The organism is Fluviicola sp., assembly GCF_039596395.1.
Lineage (GTDB): Bacteria > Bacteroidota > Bacteroidia > Flavobacteriales_D > Crocinitomicaceae > Fluviicola.
The window spans coordinates 1,197,292-1,214,286 of record NZ_JBCNJT010000001.1; the positions used below are offsets into that span (position 1 = coordinate 1,197,292).

Below are 16,995 nucleotides of genomic sequence, written 5' to 3' on the forward strand. Positions count from 1 at the left end.
GAGAATGGATACAATCAGAGATATCACGATCAAAAGAACCGATTCAGACAATCCCGATTTCCGGCTGCTGGTTTCGGAACTGGACCGTTATTTGGCAATCCGCAACGGAGAAATGAATGATTTCTTTGCATCCTTCAACAAAGTGGATCAGATCAAACACGTGGTGCTCGCTTATGAAAACAATACCGTTGTGGGATGCGGGGCCATGAAAGAGTATGCTCCGGATTCGATGGAAATAAAACGCATGTTTGTGCCCCTGGAACAACGCGGAAAAGGAATTGCTTCGGCAGTTCTGAAGGAATTGGAAAGTTGGGCAAAAGAATTGGAATACCGAAAATGTATCCTCGAAACGGGCAATGATATGAAAGAAGCAATAGCTTTGTATCAGAAATGCAAATACAGCGTTATTCCCAACTACGGACAATATGCATCTGTGGCCGATAGTGTCTGTTTTGAAAAAAGAATAGAAAGATGATGTTGCTGGAACACCATACGCATGAATTGTTCGGGAAAATGCTCTTTCAGAAGGTAGTGGTAAAACCTCCTTTTGAATTCCCGTTTCCTGTTACTGATAATGCCTGCTTTCTGTACATGCAGCAAGGGAATATGCAGTATTCGTTTGACAATGAAGCGAAAGAATTTCCTGCAAAACATTCCCTGTTGTTAAATTGCGTCACTACCGACAAACAAATAAGCAACTCCGAAACAACCGATCCGGTAGAAATTGTGATTATCCATTTTCATCCTTCCATCCTGAAGAAAATCTACGATAAAGAATTACCGGAATTGCTCCTGAAACCCCAAAATATCATTTCCAATCAATCCATTGAACAGATAAACAATGATTTCCTGATCCAAAAATACATCGAGGGATTGATGTTCTATTTTGAGAATCCGTCCATATTCCAGGAAGATATCCTCATCCTGAAACTGAAGGAAATCATATTGCTGCTATCTCTCACACCGAATGCAGAAAAAATCCGCATCATTCTTTCCCAGCTTTTCTCCCGGGCTGCATATTCCTTCAAACAGGTCGTTGAAGCGCATTTGTTTTCACAATTAACCATCGAGGAACTGGCGCAGCATACGAACCTGAGTGTCTCGTCCTTCAAACGCGAGTTTGCAAAGTGGTATAACGACACTCCGGCCAGTTATATCAAAACCAAAAAACTGGAAAGGGCTGCCGAATTGCTTTTAAAATCTGATCTGCGTATAACAGAGATCGCTTTTGACTGTGGATTCAACGATGTGGCTAATTTCTCCAAAAGCTTCACGGACCAATTCGGATACTCACCGAGCAACTTCCGCCTGACGCAAAAAAACGCTTAAGCGATTAGTTGGTTCCCGTTTTTTAGCTTTTCTTCCTCTTTTTGACCGCCAATTCATCCCATATGGCTGTTTGAACCGAATTGCCAATTTTTTGAACGAATTCACAAAATAGATTGTGTTTTTCCGCGACACCTTTGCCGAGTCAATAATGGCAAAGTATCATTAAATCTTAAACATGGCGGGATTAAAAAAAGTGTTCGCAGGATCACTATTCGTGATGGGAATAATGTCGCTAACAAATCAATCAGTTATTATGAGACAGGCAAAAGTAAAAGAACAACAGGCGGCTCCGGTTTTTACAACAACCGATGTGAACGGCAAAACCATGAGTCTTGCAGATTTGAAAGGGAAGAAAGTGCTGCTGACATTCTACCGGAACGTAGGATGTCCGATTTGTAACCTGCGTTTTCATGAAATTCAGGAACAAGCGGCCTACTTCAAATCGAGAAACCTGGTAGTGCTGGCTGTTTACGAAAGTTCGGCAGAGAATATGAAAACCTATCTGGACGGAGAAAATCCGTATGCAGTGCTGATCCCGAATCCGGATCAAAGCCTGTATAAATTGTATGACATTGAAAGAAGTACCGGGAAAGTGTTCAAATCGTTGTTTCACGGAGCAATCGGCAAGGCAAAAGAAGGAAAGAAGTTATACAAAACCCCGATGAAACAGGATGGAAATGCGAATACGATCGGTGGAGATTTCCTGATCGATGAGAACGGAACGGTCAAAAAAGCTTATTACGGAAAGTACATCGGTGATCATTTACCGCTTGAACAAATCAAAGCATTCTTAAATTAATTGTTTCCGGATTCAGTTGTTTTTCAGATGCATAAACGCGCTCCGATCCGCATGTACGTGAGAGAAAAAGATGAGTCGCATGTCATCTGCGCAATCAGCGCCATCTGCGTGAAAAATTAATTGATCAATACCCGGAAGTACTTTAAACTAATTCATACATCAATCAAAAATCATAAAAAAATGGGATTAACAGGTTTAGGCATTTTTCATACCGTTATCGGTGTTATTGCCATCGTTGCAGCGATCGTGTCTTTCATCCGGTTCGGTAAAATCGATCTGAAACACCTCACCGGCAAAATCTATTTCTACTTCACAGCAATTACTTCTTTAACAGCATTGGGAATTTCCAAAATGGGTGGCTTCAATCCGGGACACATCCTTTCATTGGTCATCCTGCTTTTGATAGGTACTGCTTATTTATTGTCACTCAAGAAACCGGGAAAAAACGGTTCCAGGTACGTGGAGAATTTCCTGCTTTCGTTTAGCTTTTTCCTGTCCATGCTTCCTACCGTGAACGAAACCCTGACACGAATTCCGGTTGGACATCCCCTGGCCAAAGACATCACAGATCCGTTGATCGGTAAAACGCTGTTTGTGATTTTACTGCTCTTTATCGGTGGTTCCGTTTACCAGGTTTTCAAACAAAGGTCGGTCAACAGAAGTTAAAGACTAGTAAAAAACGGTATTTTGGAAAGCCATGCGCAAATCATTGTGCATGGCTTTATTTGATTAAATTAGTTGGTCATATGCTGGACGGGATTTACTATAACGGGGTGAAATTTTTTCGGTTCTATAAAGACGGAACATTACTGGACTGCCTGATAAAAGGAGAAGGAGACAGGAAACAGGTTGCCGGTTGGCTGAAGAAAGAAAACGTGATAAGCGGAGTCATCAAGGGACGATACACCAGTCGTAACGGGATTATCAGTTTTAGCACACCGGACCGTTTCGGCGACGGAAGAATGATTAATTATACCGGTAAGGCAAACGGTGGAAAGGAAATTCTCTTGACCAGTCTCAATCACAATACCGGGAGGAAAATAGTCAACGAACGATTTGTTCGATTGCTATAAACCGAAGACTTTGCTTCCTGCGCTATTTTATAGCTTTTTAGAAGCATGGTTAACATTCAATCACTAACTTAATGGTCTAAAAACAAAACGCATGGAAGTAAGATTGATTTGGGGAAATTATGTCTCCGCTGATTTGAAGAAAACAGCCGCTTTTTATACGGCACTGGGTTTTAAACGGAATGACAACCAACAGAATGATGAATTCGTGAGCTTCATTTTCGGGGAAACGAGTCATTTTATCATCAATTTCTTCACGGAAGAGCGTTTATCCAAACCGGTAAACGGCGGACTTTCCATCCCGGTATCTTCCAATGAGGTCATTTTCTCATTATCTGCCGAAAGCAGGGAAGAAGTAGACCAATGGGCGGAAAAAGTGATGCAGGCCGGCGGAACCATCTTTTCAGAACCGCAGCCTTACGAACAGGGATATACCTTCGGGTTCGCCGATCCCGACGGACATAAATTCAATTTCCTCTATTGGCCCGGAATGTAAACACTAAATTCAACCTATATACTATGAAAATTCTTGTCAATAAAAAACGATACACCCAAAGAGTGTTCTTCCTGGTTCTTTCCACACTTGCACTCGGAACCGGAACTGTTTTGATCCTGGTACTGAATGACGGGCTTTCCATCGGGCGTATTTTATTAGCCTCCTTTTTGGGATTGCTCTTTTCATTTGCGATCGTAAATGCGATCTTCTACATCTCGAATCGAAAGCTCGAAATTGCCTTTACCTATGAAAATGGAGAATTCTACGATTATTCAAAGCCTTTCAGCAAAGCTCGCGGCATAAAAGTAGCGGACATGAAGTCCATTACAAATTGGTCCGATAGAATGGGGATAAACCAGTATATCCTGATCAAAAAGAATTTCGGATTAGGCGGCAATTCAACTGTTCACCGGCTGAAAGGAAATCACATTTATTTCAGTGATTACATTGTAGACCCGGAGGAATTGAAGCAACTCATTCAACTCATGCAATCAGAACAAACACCGGAAGAAATCAATCACGACGAATTAGCCCGTTAACTTTGTTACAAGATCGGGAAAACAATCGGGAAATGCAATAGCAGAAAAAAGAAGGTTACGGCTTAATTTTAAAGCCTGTTTAATCATTATTTTTAATACAATATGGAATCCGGAAACAAGGCAGCTACTCAAACAAATGTGCTCGATTCAGGCCCGTTTTATCATGGAACAAAAGCAGATCTGAAAGTGGGGGATTTGCTGACGGCAGGTTTTAAATCGAATTACAAACCCGAAATCATCATGAACCACATTTACTTCACAGCTTTACCGAACGGAGCAGGATTGGCTGCTGAACTAGCGGCCGGAGAAGGAGAGGGACGGGTTTACATCGTGGAACCCACAGGAGAATTTGAGAATGACCCGAATGTAACGGATAAGAAATTTCCCGGGAACCCGACACGCTCTTACCGCAGTCAGCATCCGTTGAAAGTGGTGGGAGAATTAACAGACTGGATTCGTTTAACACCGGAAGAGTTGCAGCAGTGGCGCGAGCGGATTGCTAAAATAAACGAAGATCCGAATGCGGAAATTATCAATTAAATGGAAACCATTATGAAAGAAACCATTCAACAACTCGACGTTCTTTTGGCGACTTTGAGATCTGAATTTTACCAGTACCTGAAAGATCCTCTGAACGATCAGCAAATAACGTCATTGGAAGAGCACTATCAAGTGAAATTGCCGGCTGATCTCCGGGCGCTTTATGCCTGGAAAAACGGTCAGCAGGACGATTGCTACGAAGCTTTTGTAAACAATGCGACCTTTCTTCCGTTGGAAGAAGCCCTGGAAATAGCGAAGGAAAATACTTCCATGATCGGGCTGGATTTTGAAATCAACAATTGGTGGAATGAGCAATGGATTCCCATCTTCCACAATGGCGGCGGAGATTATATTTGTTACGACCTCGGAGGAATTTTCACCGGGCAGGAAGGACAGCTGATCGAATTCTGGCATGCCGATAACGACCGGAATGTCATTGCTCCGTCCCTGGAATCCTTTCTGGGAAAACTGAAGGAATATTATGAGAACACACCTCCGGAAGATTTTGACGAATACTTTCAGATCGCTGACGTGGAGAATTATCCGAAACGATTTAGGGTGGAATAATTGAGTGAATCAATGAAACTGGACATCAGGCAGGTTTTGGATATGACGGATGAATGCGGATTTGTTTTGCTTGAAAAAGGAAAACCGCAGTCAAAAAACCATTGGAACGTAGATTCGGTTTACGAATTGGAGAATGAATTTAAAAAAGTGACGCTGAGTTTTACGATTGATCCGACACCTGGTTATTTGTCTTCTGTAAATGCGAGGCGCAGCAAAAAACCTGTAAACACACTGGATGAAGTGCTGGTTCACATAGTGGATAAAACCACCGGAGAAGTGCATGAAGAAGCATTCGATTTGAGAAATTCTGACTCACAGGAAGTAGCGCGGTTAAAACGGCTCCTTATTTTTTAGAAAAACAATGATAAATAGAAACAAACAGTTGCTTTTCGGAATTACTTTGATTGCCCTGTTCAATACTGCCTGCGGTGAATCAAAAACAAGCAGGAGCAAAGATTCCGGAGAAAAAGACAATTCGAGAGTACAAGTCGAAAAAACTTCTGAAAAGGAAGTTCCGGTCATTGCACTGAAAAAAGATCCTTTAGATTACATCCCGAAAGGAATGGTGCTGTTTGATAAAGTGAGCGGAGATTTGAACAAGGACGGAATCCCTGATTTGGTTCTGATGATCAAGGGAACAGACAAAAATAATTTTGTTCAGGACGAATACCGCGGCGAATTGGACCGCAACCGCAGGGGAATCCTGGTGCTTTTTAAGCATAAGGACGGTTACGAACTGGTCTCAAAGAATGCAGATTGTTTCTCTTCCGAAAACGAAGATGGTGGTGTGTATTATCCGCCGGAATTGTCCCTGGATATCCGGAAAGGAAACCTGTACGTGGAATACCGGCACGGCAGATATGGGTACTGGACGTATACATTCCGCTATCAAAACGGGGAGTTGGAATTGATTGGTTACGATAGTACGAGTGCCCACGGACCGGTAATTGAACATATTACAAGTATCAATTTCGTTACCAAAAGAAAACAGGACAAAGTCAATACTAATGAATTGGCTGAACCGGAGGAAGAAGTATACAAAGAAACCTGGAAGGATATCAAACAGGATAAACGGATGAAATTATCTGAAATCAAAGACTTTGACGAGCTTTATTTCCCGGAATACGACTAAAAGAATAATCGGAATGAACAACAATGACGCACAAATAACAAAAACGGACATACAAGAGTTGGAACAACTGCTCCTGGAGGCAATCAAAAAAAGTGATACGGTCTTTTTAGACAAAGTACTCCACGATGATTTATTGTTCATAGTTCCCGGTGGAAACGTGATTACCAAAGAAATGGATCTGGCTTCGCACCGGGCCGGCGAAATGGTCGTAGAAGAAATCATCCCCGAAATCGAACAGGTTACTATTATCGGCGACACAGGGGTTGTTACAATTGTCTATGATTCGAAAGGAAGCATGCTCGGTAATCCCATCCGGGGAAAGTTTCGCTACATCCGGTTCTGGAAACAATTTCCCGATGGCTTGAAAGTAATTGGAGGCAGCTGCACACAACTGCAATAAGCTTTAGAGTAACGCCTCGATTGTGACGAATAAGTGAAAAGAAGAATGACAGATGAAGACGTCAACGGAAGATTTCTACAGCGAACTGGGATCCGGTCTTCCGGCAAGTACCGAAGCTCAGCGTCAAAGCTGGGCGCTAACAATTGTTGACCGCGATATTGATCTGGAAGAACTTTCCGGGTTGCTGCAAGCCGAAAAGAAAGTGGCAACACGTTTTCTATGGATGTTGAGTGGAATTGGAATCATCAGCCCGGAAAAGTTACACCGGTCACTTCCGTTCTTGCTGGAAAAAATGTCAGAAATCAATCCGGCTTACCTCACCGCTTTTGCGAATTACTGGCTCATTGCCGGTATTCCCGTTGAAAACGAAGGAAAAGCAATCGATTTGTCGTTTGAATGGCTGTTGTCGGCAGAAACAAATGTTACGATCAAATCACGGGCAGCTTTCGTGCTGTTCAAATTGTGCAAAAAGTATCCTGAAATCAAAAACGAATTGAGGCTTTGCCTGCTGGATCAAAAGGATAAGTACAGCAAAGATTTCCGGAAAAGGGCCGATAAGATCTTACAGCAATTGGATCAGGAGTGAATCACAGGAATTAACCTACCTTTGCATACAAAACAGCATACACCGTTTTGATAAAAACGCATACACATTAAAAAAGAACAACATGTCAATCACACGAGAAGAAGAATTAACCGGTATGCAGCAGGCCAGCGAAGCAGTTGCGGTCACTTTGCGGGAAATGAGCAAATATGCCAAACCGGGAATCAGCACCAAAGAACTGGACGAATATGGAGCACAGATCCTGGCCGGTTTCGGTGCGAAGTCAGCGCCGTATTTAACTTACGGATTTCCGGGGTTTACGTGCATCAGCGTCAATAAGGAGTTTTGTCACGGCATTCCATCCGCTAAACGCATCCTGCAGGAAGGCGATTTGATCAACATAGATGTTTCGGCAGAACTGAACGGGTTTTGGTCGGATAACGGGAACTCATTCGTTATCGGCGAAGACATTCACGGACACCAGAAATTGATCGATGCTTCCAAAGATATTCTGCATAAAGCAATCCACGCCATTCGGGGCGGAGTAAAAATTGCAGACATCGGATTTTTGATGGAAACCGAAGCCAAAAAGCAAGGCTACAAGGTCATTAAGAACCTGGGCGGACACGGAATCGGCAGAAGTCTGCATGAGCAACCCGACGAATTACTGAACTATAAAAATCGCCTGGACCACCGACGCTTTAAGAAGAATTCTGTCGTAGCCATCGAAACCTTTATTTCAACGACTTCCACATACGCAGATACACTCAACGACGGCTGGACCATGGTCGGCAACAAAGGCGGTTTCATGGCTCAGCATGAACACACCATCGTCATCACCGACGGAAAACCGATGATCCTGACCGAAATGAATGGTCTTTGGAATTAGAAGTGATGAACGATTCGGACAATGAGTATGAATGAAGTTGAAATTATCCCCTACAGGTATAAATACCGGGAGCAGCTGTTGAACGTATGGGAAAAGTCTGTGCTGGCTACCCATCATTTTTTAAGTCCTGCGGATTTTGAAGCAATTAAGTTACTGGTGAAGACAATAGACTTTAATGAGTTAAACGTATTCTGTCTTTTAAGAGAAGAAGAGGTGCTTGGTTTTATCGGAATTTCCGGTCGCAAAATAGAAATGCTCTTCATCTCACCTGAATATTTTGGTCAGGGACTTGGATGGAAGCTGATGAATTTTGCAATCAAAGAGCAAAAAGCAGACAAGGTAGATGTGAATGAGCAAAATAGTCAGGCAGTCGCATTCTATCAAAAATGTGGTTTTGAAGTAGTTGAGCGGACAGAAAAAGACGATCAGGGAATGAATTATCCTATTTTAAGAATGAAACTCCGGGAAAGCTTATAAAGCCTGACTTTGCAGTTTGCCTTTACTTTTACCATTTTAGTTAATTCAGTTACAACACCCGTTGAAACGGTTACATCCGCCGAAAGGATTCGTCCCAACTTTGCAGTGTACAAATCTTTAAACATAAAATCATGGACACAAACAAAGTATGGCTCGTAACAGGAGCATCCAAAGGATTGGGATTAGCACTTGTAAAACAATTGATCGCACAGGGATACCGCGTAGCAGGAACTTCCCGTTCGTTGGGAAGCCTGGAAAAAGTGATCGAAAAATCAGATCGTTTCCTTCCGCTTGAAATGGATATTCTCAACGAAACCGATGTACGCAAAGGCGTTGAAGCCACTGTAAAGGCATTCGGGAAAATCGACGTATTGGTAAACAACGCCGGTTACGGACAATTGGGGACATTGGAAGAACTTTCAGACAAAGAAGCACGGGAGAATTTCGACGCGAATGTGTTCGGTTCTTTGAACGTAATCCGCCAGGTAATGCCATTGATGCGCACTCAGAAATCAGGTCACATCATGAACGTTGCTTCGATCGGAGGATTATTGGGAGCTTTCCCGGGCTGGGGAGTGTATTGTGCTACGAAATTCGCGGTAGCCGGATTCACAGAAGCGCTGGCAGCCGAAGTAAGCGAATTCGGAATCGCTGCAACCGTGGTTTACCCGGGTTACTTCAGAACCAACTTCCTGGAATCAGGGTCATTGAACTTGCCTCAGAATTCCATTCAGGAATACACCACAGCACGCGCCCTGGAAGTGAAACACAAAGAAGAAATTGCCGGAAACCAACCAGGCAACCCGGAATTGGCCGCAGAAGCATTCATTGCTTTGGGAAATATGCAAAATCCACCGGTTCATTTCGTCATGGGTTCCGATGCATTCGGATTGGCAGAGGCTAAGATAAATATGCTGAGAACAGATATGGCAACTCATGAAGCCTTGAGTAAGTCGACTGATTATTAATAAGCGGAAATGTCAAAGATCATACAATCTCTGATACTTCTCTTCAAAAATACGGATAGATATCTGTCTATTTGACCAGTGTGGGTAAGGGTTTGAGTTATAAAGTTTACCTGAAACACTACCCACACTTTTAATCAACCTATATTGTTATGGGATTGACAAATTATTTTATTCGTCCTATCTTTATTCTTAGAACTTATGAAAAACAAACAAGTCCTCGTATTGAATTCCATTAGTGAGTTCCACGAAATTGCCGGATTACCAGCGCCCGAGCACCCGCTGGTGAGTGTGATCGATTATGGGTTGGTGGATTATCAAACAGATGAAAAAGACATCAGCTGGTTGCAGCATTTCTACTGTATCGGTTTGAAACACGATATGAACGGCAGGTTCCGATACGGACATCAGCAATACGATTTTAACGGTGGTATCGTTTCAATGGTTTCTCCCGGACAAGTGGTGCAGATTACCGTTGATAAAAGCCTTCCCAAACCAAGCGGAATTATTCTTTGCCTGCACCCGGATTTCCTTTGGAACAACCCGATGGCTAAGAAAATCAAGCAATACGATTTCTTCGGTTATTCCGTGAATGAAGCCCTGTTCGTTTCTGAAAAGGAAGAAGAAGTGGTGGTAGACATTCTTCAAAAAATGAAGACCGAATACCACAGCAACATTGACGCGTTCACCCAGGGAATCATCATCGCGCATCTGGAAGTATTGTTGAATTACTTCGACCGCTTTTACCAGCGCCAGTTTATTACCCGCCAGAAAACCAACCATCAAATCCTGGAAAAACTCGAAGATCTGCTGGAAACCTGGTTCAGGTCCGGGAACCTGATCGAAAAAGGATTGCCCCAGGCACAGGATATCGCGTCGGAATTGAATATTTCACCCAATTACCTGGGAAGTTTATTGAAATCCCTGACAGGTCAGACCACTCAGCAGCACATCCACGGAAAACTCATCGAAGCGGCCAAGGAAAAATTAAGCACTACACAGCTTTCAGTCAGTGAAATAGCTTTCGAACTGGGATTTGAACATTCTCAATCCTTCAACCGGTTATTTAAATCCAAAACAGGCATCACACCATTGGAATACCGTTCGTGGAATTAAGGATGTGATTAAAGATTACGTTTTCTTAAACGAATTTCTTTCCCAAATCGAATATTGCGAACAATCCCAATTACACGACGGGAAAATTGAGATTATTTATTTCAATCAGTACCCGTCCATAAATTGATTTTTTGAAAATAAAAGTCTTTTATTTCGGTTGCTTATGCCGGAAAGTGCTAAATCACAGCGTTTGTAAAACAGATGTGATTTGCATTTCGGATCCTGATCCCTTCTTTTCGTGCATAAGCCCGAAAGAGAAGACTGCTTGAAAGCCGTAATTGGGATAAAGGGCATTTTTGCTTACTTTTTTTGCCCTGGAAAAAAGTAAGAACAGTAATAGTGTGGAGTGACCGGGTTTAAAGCAAGAGACTACTAAATGTAAATCATCCCAAACTCTCCAATTGTTCAAATACCGGTAGCAGTGATCTTCCGGTTTCGGTGAGATTGTACTCAATATGCAAGGGCTTTTCCCGGATGACAACTTTCTGAAGCAAACCTACTTCTTCCAGTTCCTTTAGTGCCACAGCCAAAGATTGTTTATTCGATCCGCTGATCTGCCGCAATAAACCGCTGAAACGCAAAGGACCGTCAAATGCCAGGCGGAAAATCTCCGGCTTCCATTTTCCCGAAAGCATTTTTAAAAGTGCCTGCGCCGGACAGGTTTCATTCGTTACTGCATTTTTTTTCATAGTCATAAAAAACTGACTTATTGTGAGGTGATTTTATTATGCTGACCTTTGTACAAAGGTAAAATAAATTGCACCGGACAACAGACATTCATGAAATTGACGCATCACATTTTACTCGCAGTACTCACATTTTGTACTGCCAATTGTAACTCACAAAACAACAGGAAAATGCAGGAACAAAACAATCCGTTATTGTGCGATATCGAAAGCGGTATGTGCGAAATGCCCGGAAACGAAACCGATTCGTTGGGGGCCAATCAGTTTAAATCGATCGTAAAACCCATCAAAGTAATCTACTACACCGATCCGATCTGTTCTTCCTGCTGGGGAATAGAACCGCAATTGCGCAAACTGAAACTGGAATACGGGAACAGCATTGAAATCGAATACCGGATGGGCGGCCTGCTTCCCGATTGGAGCTACAACAGCGGCGGTATCAGTAAACCATCCGATGTGGCGCATCACTGGGACGAAGTAAGCGCTTATTACGACATGCCGATCGACGGCGACCTATGGCTGGAAGATCCGCTGGCGTCTTCTTACCCGCCTTCCATTGCTTTCAAAGCCGCACAAATGCAGGATAAGGAGAAAGCCATTGTGTTCCTGCGTGAGATCCGCGAATTGGTTTTCCTGCAGAAAAAGAACATCACCAAATGGGAATACCTGGAAGCAGCAGCAAAAAAAGCTGGACTGGATATCGGGCAATTCAAAGCGGATTACGAAGGGAAAGCCAAAGAACTGTTCAACGAAGACCTGAAGCTGGGAAGAGAATTGGGTGTGAGAGGATTTCCAACCCTGTTCTTTACCGGTACATCGGGAAAAACGGAAAAAGTATACGGTTCAAAACCTTATGAAGCCTACGAAAATGCTGTTTTAGCCCTGGAACCAAAAGCTGAAAAGAAAAATTACTCCAAAGACTTCACAGCAATTTTTGATAAATATCCTTCCCTAACAGCCAGGGAATTCTCCGAATTAACGGGTACTCCAAGAAACGAAACGGAGAAAGTACTGAACGAATGGGTTGCCAAAGGCGAATTGAAAAAAGTAACGACTAAGAATGGTTCGATCTGGATGAAGAAATAAATCATTGAGCACAACCACCCTGATAATTGGAAAAAAGGAAAAGGAAAGAAATTGTCATTTTTCAATTTTCAATCAAAAAAAGCGATTTGTCCTGCCTAAGAGGACGGGTCGCTTTTTTGTTGGAATATATTGTAATTTAGATAACAGAATAATTCCATCGAAATGAACAATTCCTACGAAGAAGTAATTAAAAAGGCCTATGCTGCTTTTAACGAACGAAACATCGACAATGCCTTATCAACCATGCAATCAGATGTTCAATGGTCGAAAGCCTGGGAAGGCGGATATATCAGCGGACACGACGAAATTAAACAATACTGGACAAGACAATGGACCGAAATCAATCCGAAAGTAGAGCCCGTTGGTTTTACGGAAAGAGAGAACGGAAGCCTGGAAGTGAGAGTGCATCAATTGGTAAAAGACCTGGATGGCGGATTGCTGTTTGATGGAACGGTTAAACACATTTACACATTCCGGGAAGGACAGATCCAAACGATGGACATCGAACTCGTTGAAAATTGATTGAAGGAACCATGAATATCTACCTGTTTGGAAACGGAAACATTTCGTTTGAAGAGTTTAAGTTCCACTACGAAGCAGTCATCAATCGTTACCTGGATGATCAGAGCGTTAGGTTCTCACTCTGCGATTTCCGGGGAACAGACACCCTGGCTATGGAGCTGCTGAAATGTACGTCATCCAATGTTTCGGTGTATCACATCGCTGATAAACCACGCTACTTGCCGGATAAATTCAAAACGAAAGTCGGAAGCTGGAAAATAATAGGAGGTTTTGAAAACGACGCCCAGCGCGATATGGAAGTAATCAGCCAATGTACGCACTTCATAGCCATCGATTTTAATTCGGATGAAAAACGAACCAGTGGAACACAGAAGAACATAGAACTGTGCGAAAAACTTGGAAAAATAAGACTGACTCCATGAATATAGATATTGAACATACAATATTGAACAAGATCCGGAGAATCACAATTGGAACGATCGAAGTAATGAAAAATCACATAGCCATTTTAATAATCGGGTTGTTTTTGATGAACCCTGTTTTTGCACAGGAACACAAAATGCCGGTACTTTCTCCGTATGAATTAGGAGCGAAAGGTGATGTTGCTCTTCCCTGGGAAATTAACGGAAATGAAGATGAGATACACGCCTGGAATTCCCATAAAATGGATATAAAGGATCTCCCCGGAGATATTCCTTATCGCTCGGTAGCATTCTTTCAAAACGACCGTTTATTTTCATTGCACGTACTCTTTGGTGAAGCAGGTGATGGCTTATCTAAAGAAGATTATCAGTCCCTGAAGAATTTGTTCCACAAACTATGGAAATACCCGTCTTTAACCATGAAAGACCGGAGAGGAAAAGGAAATACTGCGGAGGTTTGGGAAACGCCTGATTTTCGCATAGAATGGATCTATAAAAACCAGGATGGTCCGGGGCTGAATAAAATGGGGTGGCTGTTTATTTATACAAGGGATCACTACATCGAGTCATACCAATAAGAACGCGAAATGAACAACCTGCTGGAAATAGTTAATCAGGCCACGTTTAGTCAACTGGTACTGCTCGCATTACTGGTGAATTTCGGTATTTACGGTTGTTCATTGAGTTTATATGCGTTATTGACCCGGTTCTCAACTTCCCGTCCCATGGGAGAGAAGCAGGCTGTTCTTCGATCAGACATTTTACTGAGCTTGTTAACCGTTCTTTGCAATACACTTGTTTTTATTTTGGGAGTATTGCTCTGGAAAGAAGGGTGGATTACCCTGAGTGAAAATCAGCAGGGATTCCGCGTTCTCCTCGAAGTTCTGATTCTGACACTGATCATGGATCTCCTGATGTATGTGTTTCACCGGAGCGTTCATCTTCTGCGTTATTTCCGGAAAGTTCATGAACGCCATCACGAGCATGAATCTACCAACCTGTTGAGTTTATTCGTGCTTCATCCCATAGAATCGATCGGTTTCGGGCTGATGATGTTGGGAGTCATTCTTTTAGTTCCTTTTTCCGCACCGGGTATTTCGCTCTATTTGATTCTCAATTCGCTGTGGGGAACAATCGGGCATCTCAATCATTCCGTTTTACCTGCTTCCTGGCTGAAATTGGCGAAAAGAAGCTACTTGTGCACATCCGAATTTCATTACCTGCATCACCAAAGTCCGGGTTACAATTTCGGGTTTTACACTTCGGTATGGGACGTCCTCTTTAAAACCATACATCCTTCATCCAGGATTTAAACCGCAAACATCGTGAAAATTACCCTCGCCATGAAACTTCTGGTTCTTTCAGGATTAATCAGTTCATTTGTACTGCAGGAATATACGCTTCCGAACGAAAACTCGTGGGCCATTGGTATCGGTAAAAAACCATTGCTGGCTTCGTGGCTGGATAATGAAATGGGCGATACCCTGGAATTGAAACGAACGCAACTGAAAGATTCGGACACTTTATTTGCGCAACGCTATTTATGCGGACAAACAGCAGATAATGAAACAGTAGTTCTAACAGTCAAAAATGCAATAGGAGAGACAATAGCCGAATCGGCAGATCAGGATGAATCACTCATGTTTCATGCCGACTTGCCGGTTCACGAACTGCTGGTTTCCCCGAAAATAAAACCGGGCGATGTGCTCGCAGTTTACTTTACGATAAAGGAGTACGACGAAAAAGAAGACTATACGGTATTACTGGGATATTTAAAATGGAAATAATGAAAAGAGGATTGACGGTCGTTTTTTGGATAGATGCAATCATTGCAGTCGCTTTTGGGATTTACTCCTGGATGTGTCCGCTGGAAACTTTCGGAACGATCCTTGAAATCCCGGAAGAACACGCGAATGAGTTCTTATCCCTTTTCGCTGTCTTGTCGCTGTTTTATGTCCTGATTGGGATGGTTTGTATCATTTGTGCAAGATCGAATTTCCAGGTGCATTTTTGGATCGGTTTGGTCATGCTGATCAGGCATTTGATTGAAGGACTCCTGAAATGGAAAGATATCGGTGAAGATTGGCTGACAGGCAACCCATACCCCGACCTGGTCATTCATACTCTGTTTACTGTAGCTTACGCAATCACCCTCTACTTCGCCTATAAAAAAAGAGTACTCTGGAAACCTTGAATGGAAATTTATATCCTGAAAAGTATAGCGATCAGCCGCGGCTGATTGCTTTGGATTCTCATTTCGGATACAAACTCCCTCAAATAGGATACAATCAAAACATAGATGTTCATGACCTTTGCTGTATAATTAAACAAACAGTAAGATGGAACATCAAAATGACAACAGAAACAACACGTCAACACCAAAGATTTGGTTTATTACAGGAACATCCCGCGGTTTTGGCCGTATCTGGACAGAAGCAATCCTGAAACGCGGCGATAAAGTAGCAGCTACCGCCCGTAAACTGGAAAGCATTGCAGATTTCAAAGAAAAATACGGCGATAACGTATTGACTTTAGAACTCGATGTGACCAACCACGATCAGGTGAAAAAAGCAGTGGAACAGGCACATGCACACTTCGGACGGTTGGATATCGTTTTCAACAACGCAGGGTATTCATTGGTCGGAACAATCGAAGAAGCAACAGCAGATGAGGTCCGCGCCATGTTTGAAACAAACGTTTACGGTCCGCTGGCAGTCATACAGGCCGCTTTACCTTTACTGCGTAAACAGGGTGGGGGACATATTTTAGGAACGTCCAGCAACCTGGGGCATGTGACATTGCCGGTAATCGGCTATTATTGTTCATCCAAATGGGCTTTTGAAGCCATTCATGAAAGTTTGGCCGAAGAAGTAAAAGCATTTGGAATCAAAGTAACGATTATCGAACCGGGAGCTTACGCCACAGAATTCGGTAGCCAGGAATCATTGAAGTTCTCACAGGGAATGGACATTTATGCAGACTACAAAGAAGCCTTTTTCGGCCAGTTAACAACCATGGAGAGAGGAAATCCCGAAGCTACTCCGGAAGCCATTTTCGCGGTAGCAGATGCAGAAAATCCACCGTTGAGATTCTTCCTGGGAAGTCACAACCTGCCTTGGGTACGCAAAGCATACGCAGAAAGAATGGAAGAGTGGGAAAAATGGGAAGCCGTTTCAAACGCCGCACAGGATTAACCTTCATGCCTCTTGCCATCTGCGACATGCGCCAATGCTGAAGCTAAGGCGTAAACGTTCTGCGAGAACTACCACTACAGTATGTGGTATATCAAAGAAACATCTGCGTTCACCTGTGTTCCTACGTGGAAAACCTGGCAACGCAGTTGCAATCTGCGTAAATCAGCGTGATCTGCGCGAACTACCACTACAGTATGTGGTTATCAAAGAAACATCTGCGTT

26 protein-coding genes are annotated in these 16,995 nt (G+C 42.9%); 25 read left to right on the plus strand and 1 reads right to left on the minus strand.

Annotation, left to right across the window (positions count from 1 at the left end; genetic code table 11):
- Positions 1-4: 4 nt before the first annotated feature.
- From ABDW02_RS05040 to ABDW02_RS05120, 17 genes are all read left to right on the plus strand, one after another.
- Positions 5-475 (plus strand): GNAT family N-acetyltransferase, encoded by a 471-nt coding sequence (locus tag ABDW02_RS05040; protein ID WP_343632742.1) that lies wholly within the window; start codon positions 5-7, stop codon positions 473-475.
- Positions 472-1,329 carry an AraC family transcriptional regulator gene (locus ABDW02_RS05045; RefSeq protein ID WP_343632744.1) on the plus strand — a complete coding sequence of 286 codons (858 nt, stop codon included), beginning with the start codon at positions 472-474 and terminating at the stop codon, positions 1,327-1,329. The genes ABDW02_RS05040 and ABDW02_RS05045 overlap by 4 nt, the downstream gene beginning before the upstream one ends.
- 253 nt (positions 1,330-1,582) lie before the next feature.
- Positions 1,583-2,128: a redoxin domain-containing protein gene (locus ABDW02_RS05050; RefSeq protein ID WP_343632746.1), complete on the plus strand. Its 546-nt coding sequence runs from the start codon at positions 1,583-1,585 to the stop codon at positions 2,126-2,128.
- Between the two features lie 180 nt (positions 2,129-2,308).
- On the plus strand, positions 2,309-2,794 hold the full coding sequence (locus ABDW02_RS05055; protein WP_343632747.1) for a hypothetical protein: 486 nt from the start codon (positions 2,309-2,311) through the stop codon (positions 2,792-2,794).
- A gap of 80 nt (positions 2,795-2,874) precedes the next feature.
- Positions 2,875-3,201, plus strand: a complete 327-nt coding sequence (locus ABDW02_RS05060; protein WP_343632749.1) for a hypothetical protein — start codon at positions 2,875-2,877, stop codon at positions 3,199-3,201.
- Positions 3,202-3,292: 91 nt separating this feature from the next.
- Positions 3,293-3,694: a VOC family protein gene (locus tag ABDW02_RS05065; RefSeq protein WP_343632751.1), complete on the plus strand. Its 402-nt coding sequence runs from the start codon at positions 3,293-3,295 to the stop codon at positions 3,692-3,694.
- A gap of 23 nt (positions 3,695-3,717) precedes the next feature.
- On the plus strand, positions 3,718-4,233 hold the full coding sequence (locus ABDW02_RS05070; protein ID WP_343632753.1) for a hypothetical protein: 516 nt from the start codon (positions 3,718-3,720) through the stop codon (positions 4,231-4,233).
- 102 nt (positions 4,234-4,335) lie between these two features.
- Complete coding sequence (gene arr / locus ABDW02_RS05075; RefSeq protein WP_343632755.1) at positions 4,336-4,773, plus strand: NAD(+)--rifampin ADP-ribosyltransferase; 438 nt, start codon at positions 4,336-4,338, stop codon at positions 4,771-4,773.
- Positions 4,774-5,340: an SMI1/KNR4 family protein gene (locus ABDW02_RS05080; RefSeq protein WP_343632756.1), complete on the plus strand. Its 567-nt coding sequence runs from the start codon at positions 4,774-4,776 to the stop codon at positions 5,338-5,340. It abuts the gene before it with no gap.
- 12 nt (positions 5,341-5,352) lie between these two features.
- Positions 5,353-5,694: a hypothetical protein gene (locus tag ABDW02_RS05085; RefSeq protein WP_343632758.1), complete on the plus strand. Its 342-nt coding sequence runs from the start codon at positions 5,353-5,355 to the stop codon at positions 5,692-5,694.
- 7 nt (positions 5,695-5,701) lie between these two features.
- The gene (locus ABDW02_RS05090) at positions 5,702-6,472 is read left to right on the plus strand and encodes a hypothetical protein (RefSeq protein WP_343632760.1); all 771 of its coding nucleotides are present in this window, start codon (positions 5,702-5,704) and stop codon (positions 6,470-6,472) included.
- Positions 6,473-6,485: 13 nt separating this feature from the next.
- Complete coding sequence (locus tag ABDW02_RS05095) at positions 6,486-6,872, plus strand: nuclear transport factor 2 family protein (RefSeq protein WP_343632762.1); 387 nt, start codon at positions 6,486-6,488, stop codon at positions 6,870-6,872.
- A gap of 52 nt (positions 6,873-6,924) precedes the next feature.
- On the plus strand, positions 6,925-7,458 hold the full coding sequence (locus tag ABDW02_RS05100) for a hypothetical protein (RefSeq protein ID WP_343632764.1): 534 nt from the start codon (positions 6,925-6,927) through the stop codon (positions 7,456-7,458).
- 82 nt (positions 7,459-7,540) lie between these two features.
- A complete protein-coding gene (gene map / locus ABDW02_RS05105) occupies positions 7,541-8,305 on the plus strand; it encodes a type I methionyl aminopeptidase (RefSeq protein ID WP_343632766.1) in 765 nt (254 codons plus the stop codon).
- Positions 8,306-8,332: 27 nt separating this feature from the next.
- A complete protein-coding gene (locus ABDW02_RS05110; protein ID WP_343632767.1) occupies positions 8,333-8,782 on the plus strand; it encodes a GNAT family N-acetyltransferase in 450 nt (149 codons plus the stop codon).
- 131 nt (positions 8,783-8,913) lie between these two features.
- A complete protein-coding gene (locus ABDW02_RS05115; RefSeq protein ID WP_343632769.1) occupies positions 8,914-9,750 on the plus strand; it encodes an SDR family NAD(P)-dependent oxidoreductase in 837 nt (278 codons plus the stop codon).
- 198 nt (positions 9,751-9,948) lie between these two features.
- Positions 9,949-10,863, plus strand: a complete 915-nt coding sequence (locus tag ABDW02_RS05120) for a helix-turn-helix transcriptional regulator (RefSeq protein ID WP_343632771.1) — start codon at positions 9,949-9,951, stop codon at positions 10,861-10,863.
- A 383-nt stretch (positions 10,864-11,246) separates the two neighbouring features.
- Here ABDW02_RS05120 and ABDW02_RS05125 read toward each other — a convergent pair whose 3' ends face one another.
- Positions 11,247-11,552, minus strand: a complete 306-nt coding sequence (locus ABDW02_RS05125) for a helix-turn-helix domain-containing protein (RefSeq protein WP_343632773.1) — start codon at positions 11,550-11,552, stop codon at positions 11,247-11,249.
- Positions 11,553-11,720: 168 nt separating this feature from the next.
- On the opposite strand from ABDW02_RS05125, the gene ABDW02_RS05130 reads away from it, so the two are divergent.
- The 8 genes from ABDW02_RS05130 to ABDW02_RS05165 all read left to right on the plus strand — a co-directional run bounded on the left by ABDW02_RS05130 (position 11,721) and on the right by ABDW02_RS05165 (position 16,773).
- Positions 11,721-12,635 (plus strand): ClpXP adapter SpxH family protein, encoded by a 915-nt coding sequence (locus ABDW02_RS05130; protein WP_343634249.1) that lies wholly within the window; start codon positions 11,721-11,723, stop codon positions 12,633-12,635.
- Between the two features lie 162 nt (positions 12,636-12,797).
- A complete protein-coding gene (locus tag ABDW02_RS05135) occupies positions 12,798-13,157 on the plus strand; it encodes a nuclear transport factor 2 family protein (RefSeq protein ID WP_343632775.1) in 360 nt (119 codons plus the stop codon).
- 11 nt (positions 13,158-13,168) lie between these two features.
- The gene (locus ABDW02_RS05140; RefSeq protein WP_343632778.1) at positions 13,169-13,579 is read left to right on the plus strand and encodes a hypothetical protein; all 411 of its coding nucleotides are present in this window, start codon (positions 13,169-13,171) and stop codon (positions 13,577-13,579) included.
- Complete coding sequence (locus tag ABDW02_RS05145) at positions 13,576-14,157, plus strand: hypothetical protein (protein ID WP_343632780.1); 582 nt, start codon at positions 13,576-13,578, stop codon at positions 14,155-14,157. The genes ABDW02_RS05140 and ABDW02_RS05145 overlap by 4 nt, the downstream gene beginning before the upstream one ends.
- Before the next feature lie 9 nt (positions 14,158-14,166).
- Positions 14,167-14,892 (plus strand): sterol desaturase family protein, encoded by a 726-nt coding sequence (locus ABDW02_RS05150; RefSeq protein WP_343632782.1) that lies wholly within the window; start codon positions 14,167-14,169, stop codon positions 14,890-14,892.
- 30 nt (positions 14,893-14,922) lie between these two features.
- Positions 14,923-15,366: a hypothetical protein gene (locus ABDW02_RS05155; protein WP_343632784.1), complete on the plus strand. Its 444-nt coding sequence runs from the start codon at positions 14,923-14,925 to the stop codon at positions 15,364-15,366.
- Positions 15,366-15,773, plus strand: a complete 408-nt coding sequence (locus tag ABDW02_RS05160; RefSeq protein ID WP_343632786.1) for a hypothetical protein — start codon at positions 15,366-15,368, stop codon at positions 15,771-15,773. Before ABDW02_RS05155 ends, ABDW02_RS05160 begins: the two co-directional genes overlap by 1 nt.
- A gap of 145 nt (positions 15,774-15,918) precedes the next feature.
- On the plus strand, positions 15,919-16,773 hold the full coding sequence (locus tag ABDW02_RS05165) for an SDR family NAD(P)-dependent oxidoreductase (protein WP_343632788.1): 855 nt from the start codon (positions 15,919-15,921) through the stop codon (positions 16,771-16,773).
- Positions 16,774-16,995 lie beyond the last annotated feature (222 nt).

What these genes read in the sequence shown, in the direction of transcription:
- ABDW02_RS05120 (WP_343632771.1), top strand. Translation starts at nt 9,949, where the DNA reads ATGAAAAACAAACAAGTCCTCGTATTGAATTCCATTAGTGAGTTCCAC.
- ABDW02_RS05090 (WP_343632760.1), top strand. Translation starts at nt 5,702, where the DNA reads ATGATAAATAGAAACAAACAGTTGCTTTTCGGAATTACTTTGATTGCC.
- ABDW02_RS05155 (WP_343632784.1), top strand. Translation starts at nt 14,923, where the DNA reads ATGAAACTTCTGGTTCTTTCAGGATTAATCAGTTCATTTGTACTGCAG.
- ABDW02_RS05040 (WP_343632742.1), top strand. Translation starts at nt 5, where the DNA reads ATGGATACAATCAGAGATATCACGATCAAAAGAACCGATTCAGACAAT.
- ABDW02_RS05140 (WP_343632778.1), top strand. Translation starts at nt 13,169, where the DNA reads ATGAATATCTACCTGTTTGGAAACGGAAACATTTCGTTTGAAGAGTTT.
- map (WP_343632766.1), top strand. Translation starts at nt 7,541, where the DNA reads ATGTCAATCACACGAGAAGAAGAATTAACCGGTATGCAGCAGGCCAGC.
- ABDW02_RS05085 (WP_343632758.1), top strand. Translation starts at nt 5,353, where the DNA reads ATGAAACTGGACATCAGGCAGGTTTTGGATATGACGGATGAATGCGGA.
- ABDW02_RS05045 (WP_343632744.1), top strand. Translation starts at nt 472, where the DNA reads ATGATGTTGCTGGAACACCATACGCATGAATTGTTCGGGAAAATGCTC.
- ABDW02_RS05130 (WP_343634249.1), top strand. Translation starts at nt 11,721, where the DNA reads ATGCAGGAACAAAACAATCCGTTATTGTGCGATATCGAAAGCGGTATG.
- ABDW02_RS05080 (WP_343632756.1), top strand. Translation starts at nt 4,774, where the DNA reads ATGGAAACCATTATGAAAGAAACCATTCAACAACTCGACGTTCTTTTG.
- ABDW02_RS05150 (WP_343632782.1), top strand. Translation starts at nt 14,167, where the DNA reads ATGAACAACCTGCTGGAAATAGTTAATCAGGCCACGTTTAGTCAACTG.
- arr (WP_343632755.1), top strand. Translation starts at nt 4,336, where the DNA reads ATGGAATCCGGAAACAAGGCAGCTACTCAAACAAATGTGCTCGATTCA.
- ABDW02_RS05135 (WP_343632775.1), top strand. Translation starts at nt 12,798, where the DNA reads ATGAACAATTCCTACGAAGAAGTAATTAAAAAGGCCTATGCTGCTTTT.
- ABDW02_RS05065 (WP_343632751.1), top strand. Translation starts at nt 3,293, where the DNA reads ATGGAAGTAAGATTGATTTGGGGAAATTATGTCTCCGCTGATTTGAAG.
- ABDW02_RS05125 (WP_343632773.1), bottom strand. Translation starts at nt 11,552, where the DNA reads ATGAAAAAAAATGCAGTAACGAATGAAACCTGTCCGGCGCAGGCACTT.
- ABDW02_RS05070 (WP_343632753.1), top strand. Translation starts at nt 3,718, where the DNA reads ATGAAAATTCTTGTCAATAAAAAACGATACACCCAAAGAGTGTTCTTC.
- ABDW02_RS05165 (WP_343632788.1), top strand. Translation starts at nt 15,919, where the DNA reads ATGGAACATCAAAATGACAACAGAAACAACACGTCAACACCAAAGATT.
- ABDW02_RS05095 (WP_343632762.1), top strand. Translation starts at nt 6,486, where the DNA reads ATGAACAACAATGACGCACAAATAACAAAAACGGACATACAAGAGTTG.
- ABDW02_RS05145 (WP_343632780.1), top strand. Translation starts at nt 13,576, where the DNA reads ATGAATATAGATATTGAACATACAATATTGAACAAGATCCGGAGAATC.
- ABDW02_RS05060 (WP_343632749.1), top strand. Translation starts at nt 2,875, where the DNA reads ATGCTGGACGGGATTTACTATAACGGGGTGAAATTTTTTCGGTTCTAT.
- ABDW02_RS05110 (WP_343632767.1), top strand. Translation starts at nt 8,333, where the DNA reads ATGAATGAAGTTGAAATTATCCCCTACAGGTATAAATACCGGGAGCAG.
- ABDW02_RS05100 (WP_343632764.1), top strand. Translation starts at nt 6,925, where the DNA reads ATGAAGACGTCAACGGAAGATTTCTACAGCGAACTGGGATCCGGTCTT.
- ABDW02_RS05160 (WP_343632786.1), top strand. Translation starts at nt 15,366, where the DNA reads ATGAAAAGAGGATTGACGGTCGTTTTTTGGATAGATGCAATCATTGCA.
- ABDW02_RS05115 (WP_343632769.1), top strand. Translation starts at nt 8,914, where the DNA reads ATGGACACAAACAAAGTATGGCTCGTAACAGGAGCATCCAAAGGATTG.
- ABDW02_RS05050 (WP_343632746.1), top strand. Translation starts at nt 1,583, where the DNA reads ATGAGACAGGCAAAAGTAAAAGAACAACAGGCGGCTCCGGTTTTTACA.
- ABDW02_RS05055 (WP_343632747.1), top strand. Translation starts at nt 2,309, where the DNA reads ATGGGATTAACAGGTTTAGGCATTTTTCATACCGTTATCGGTGTTATT.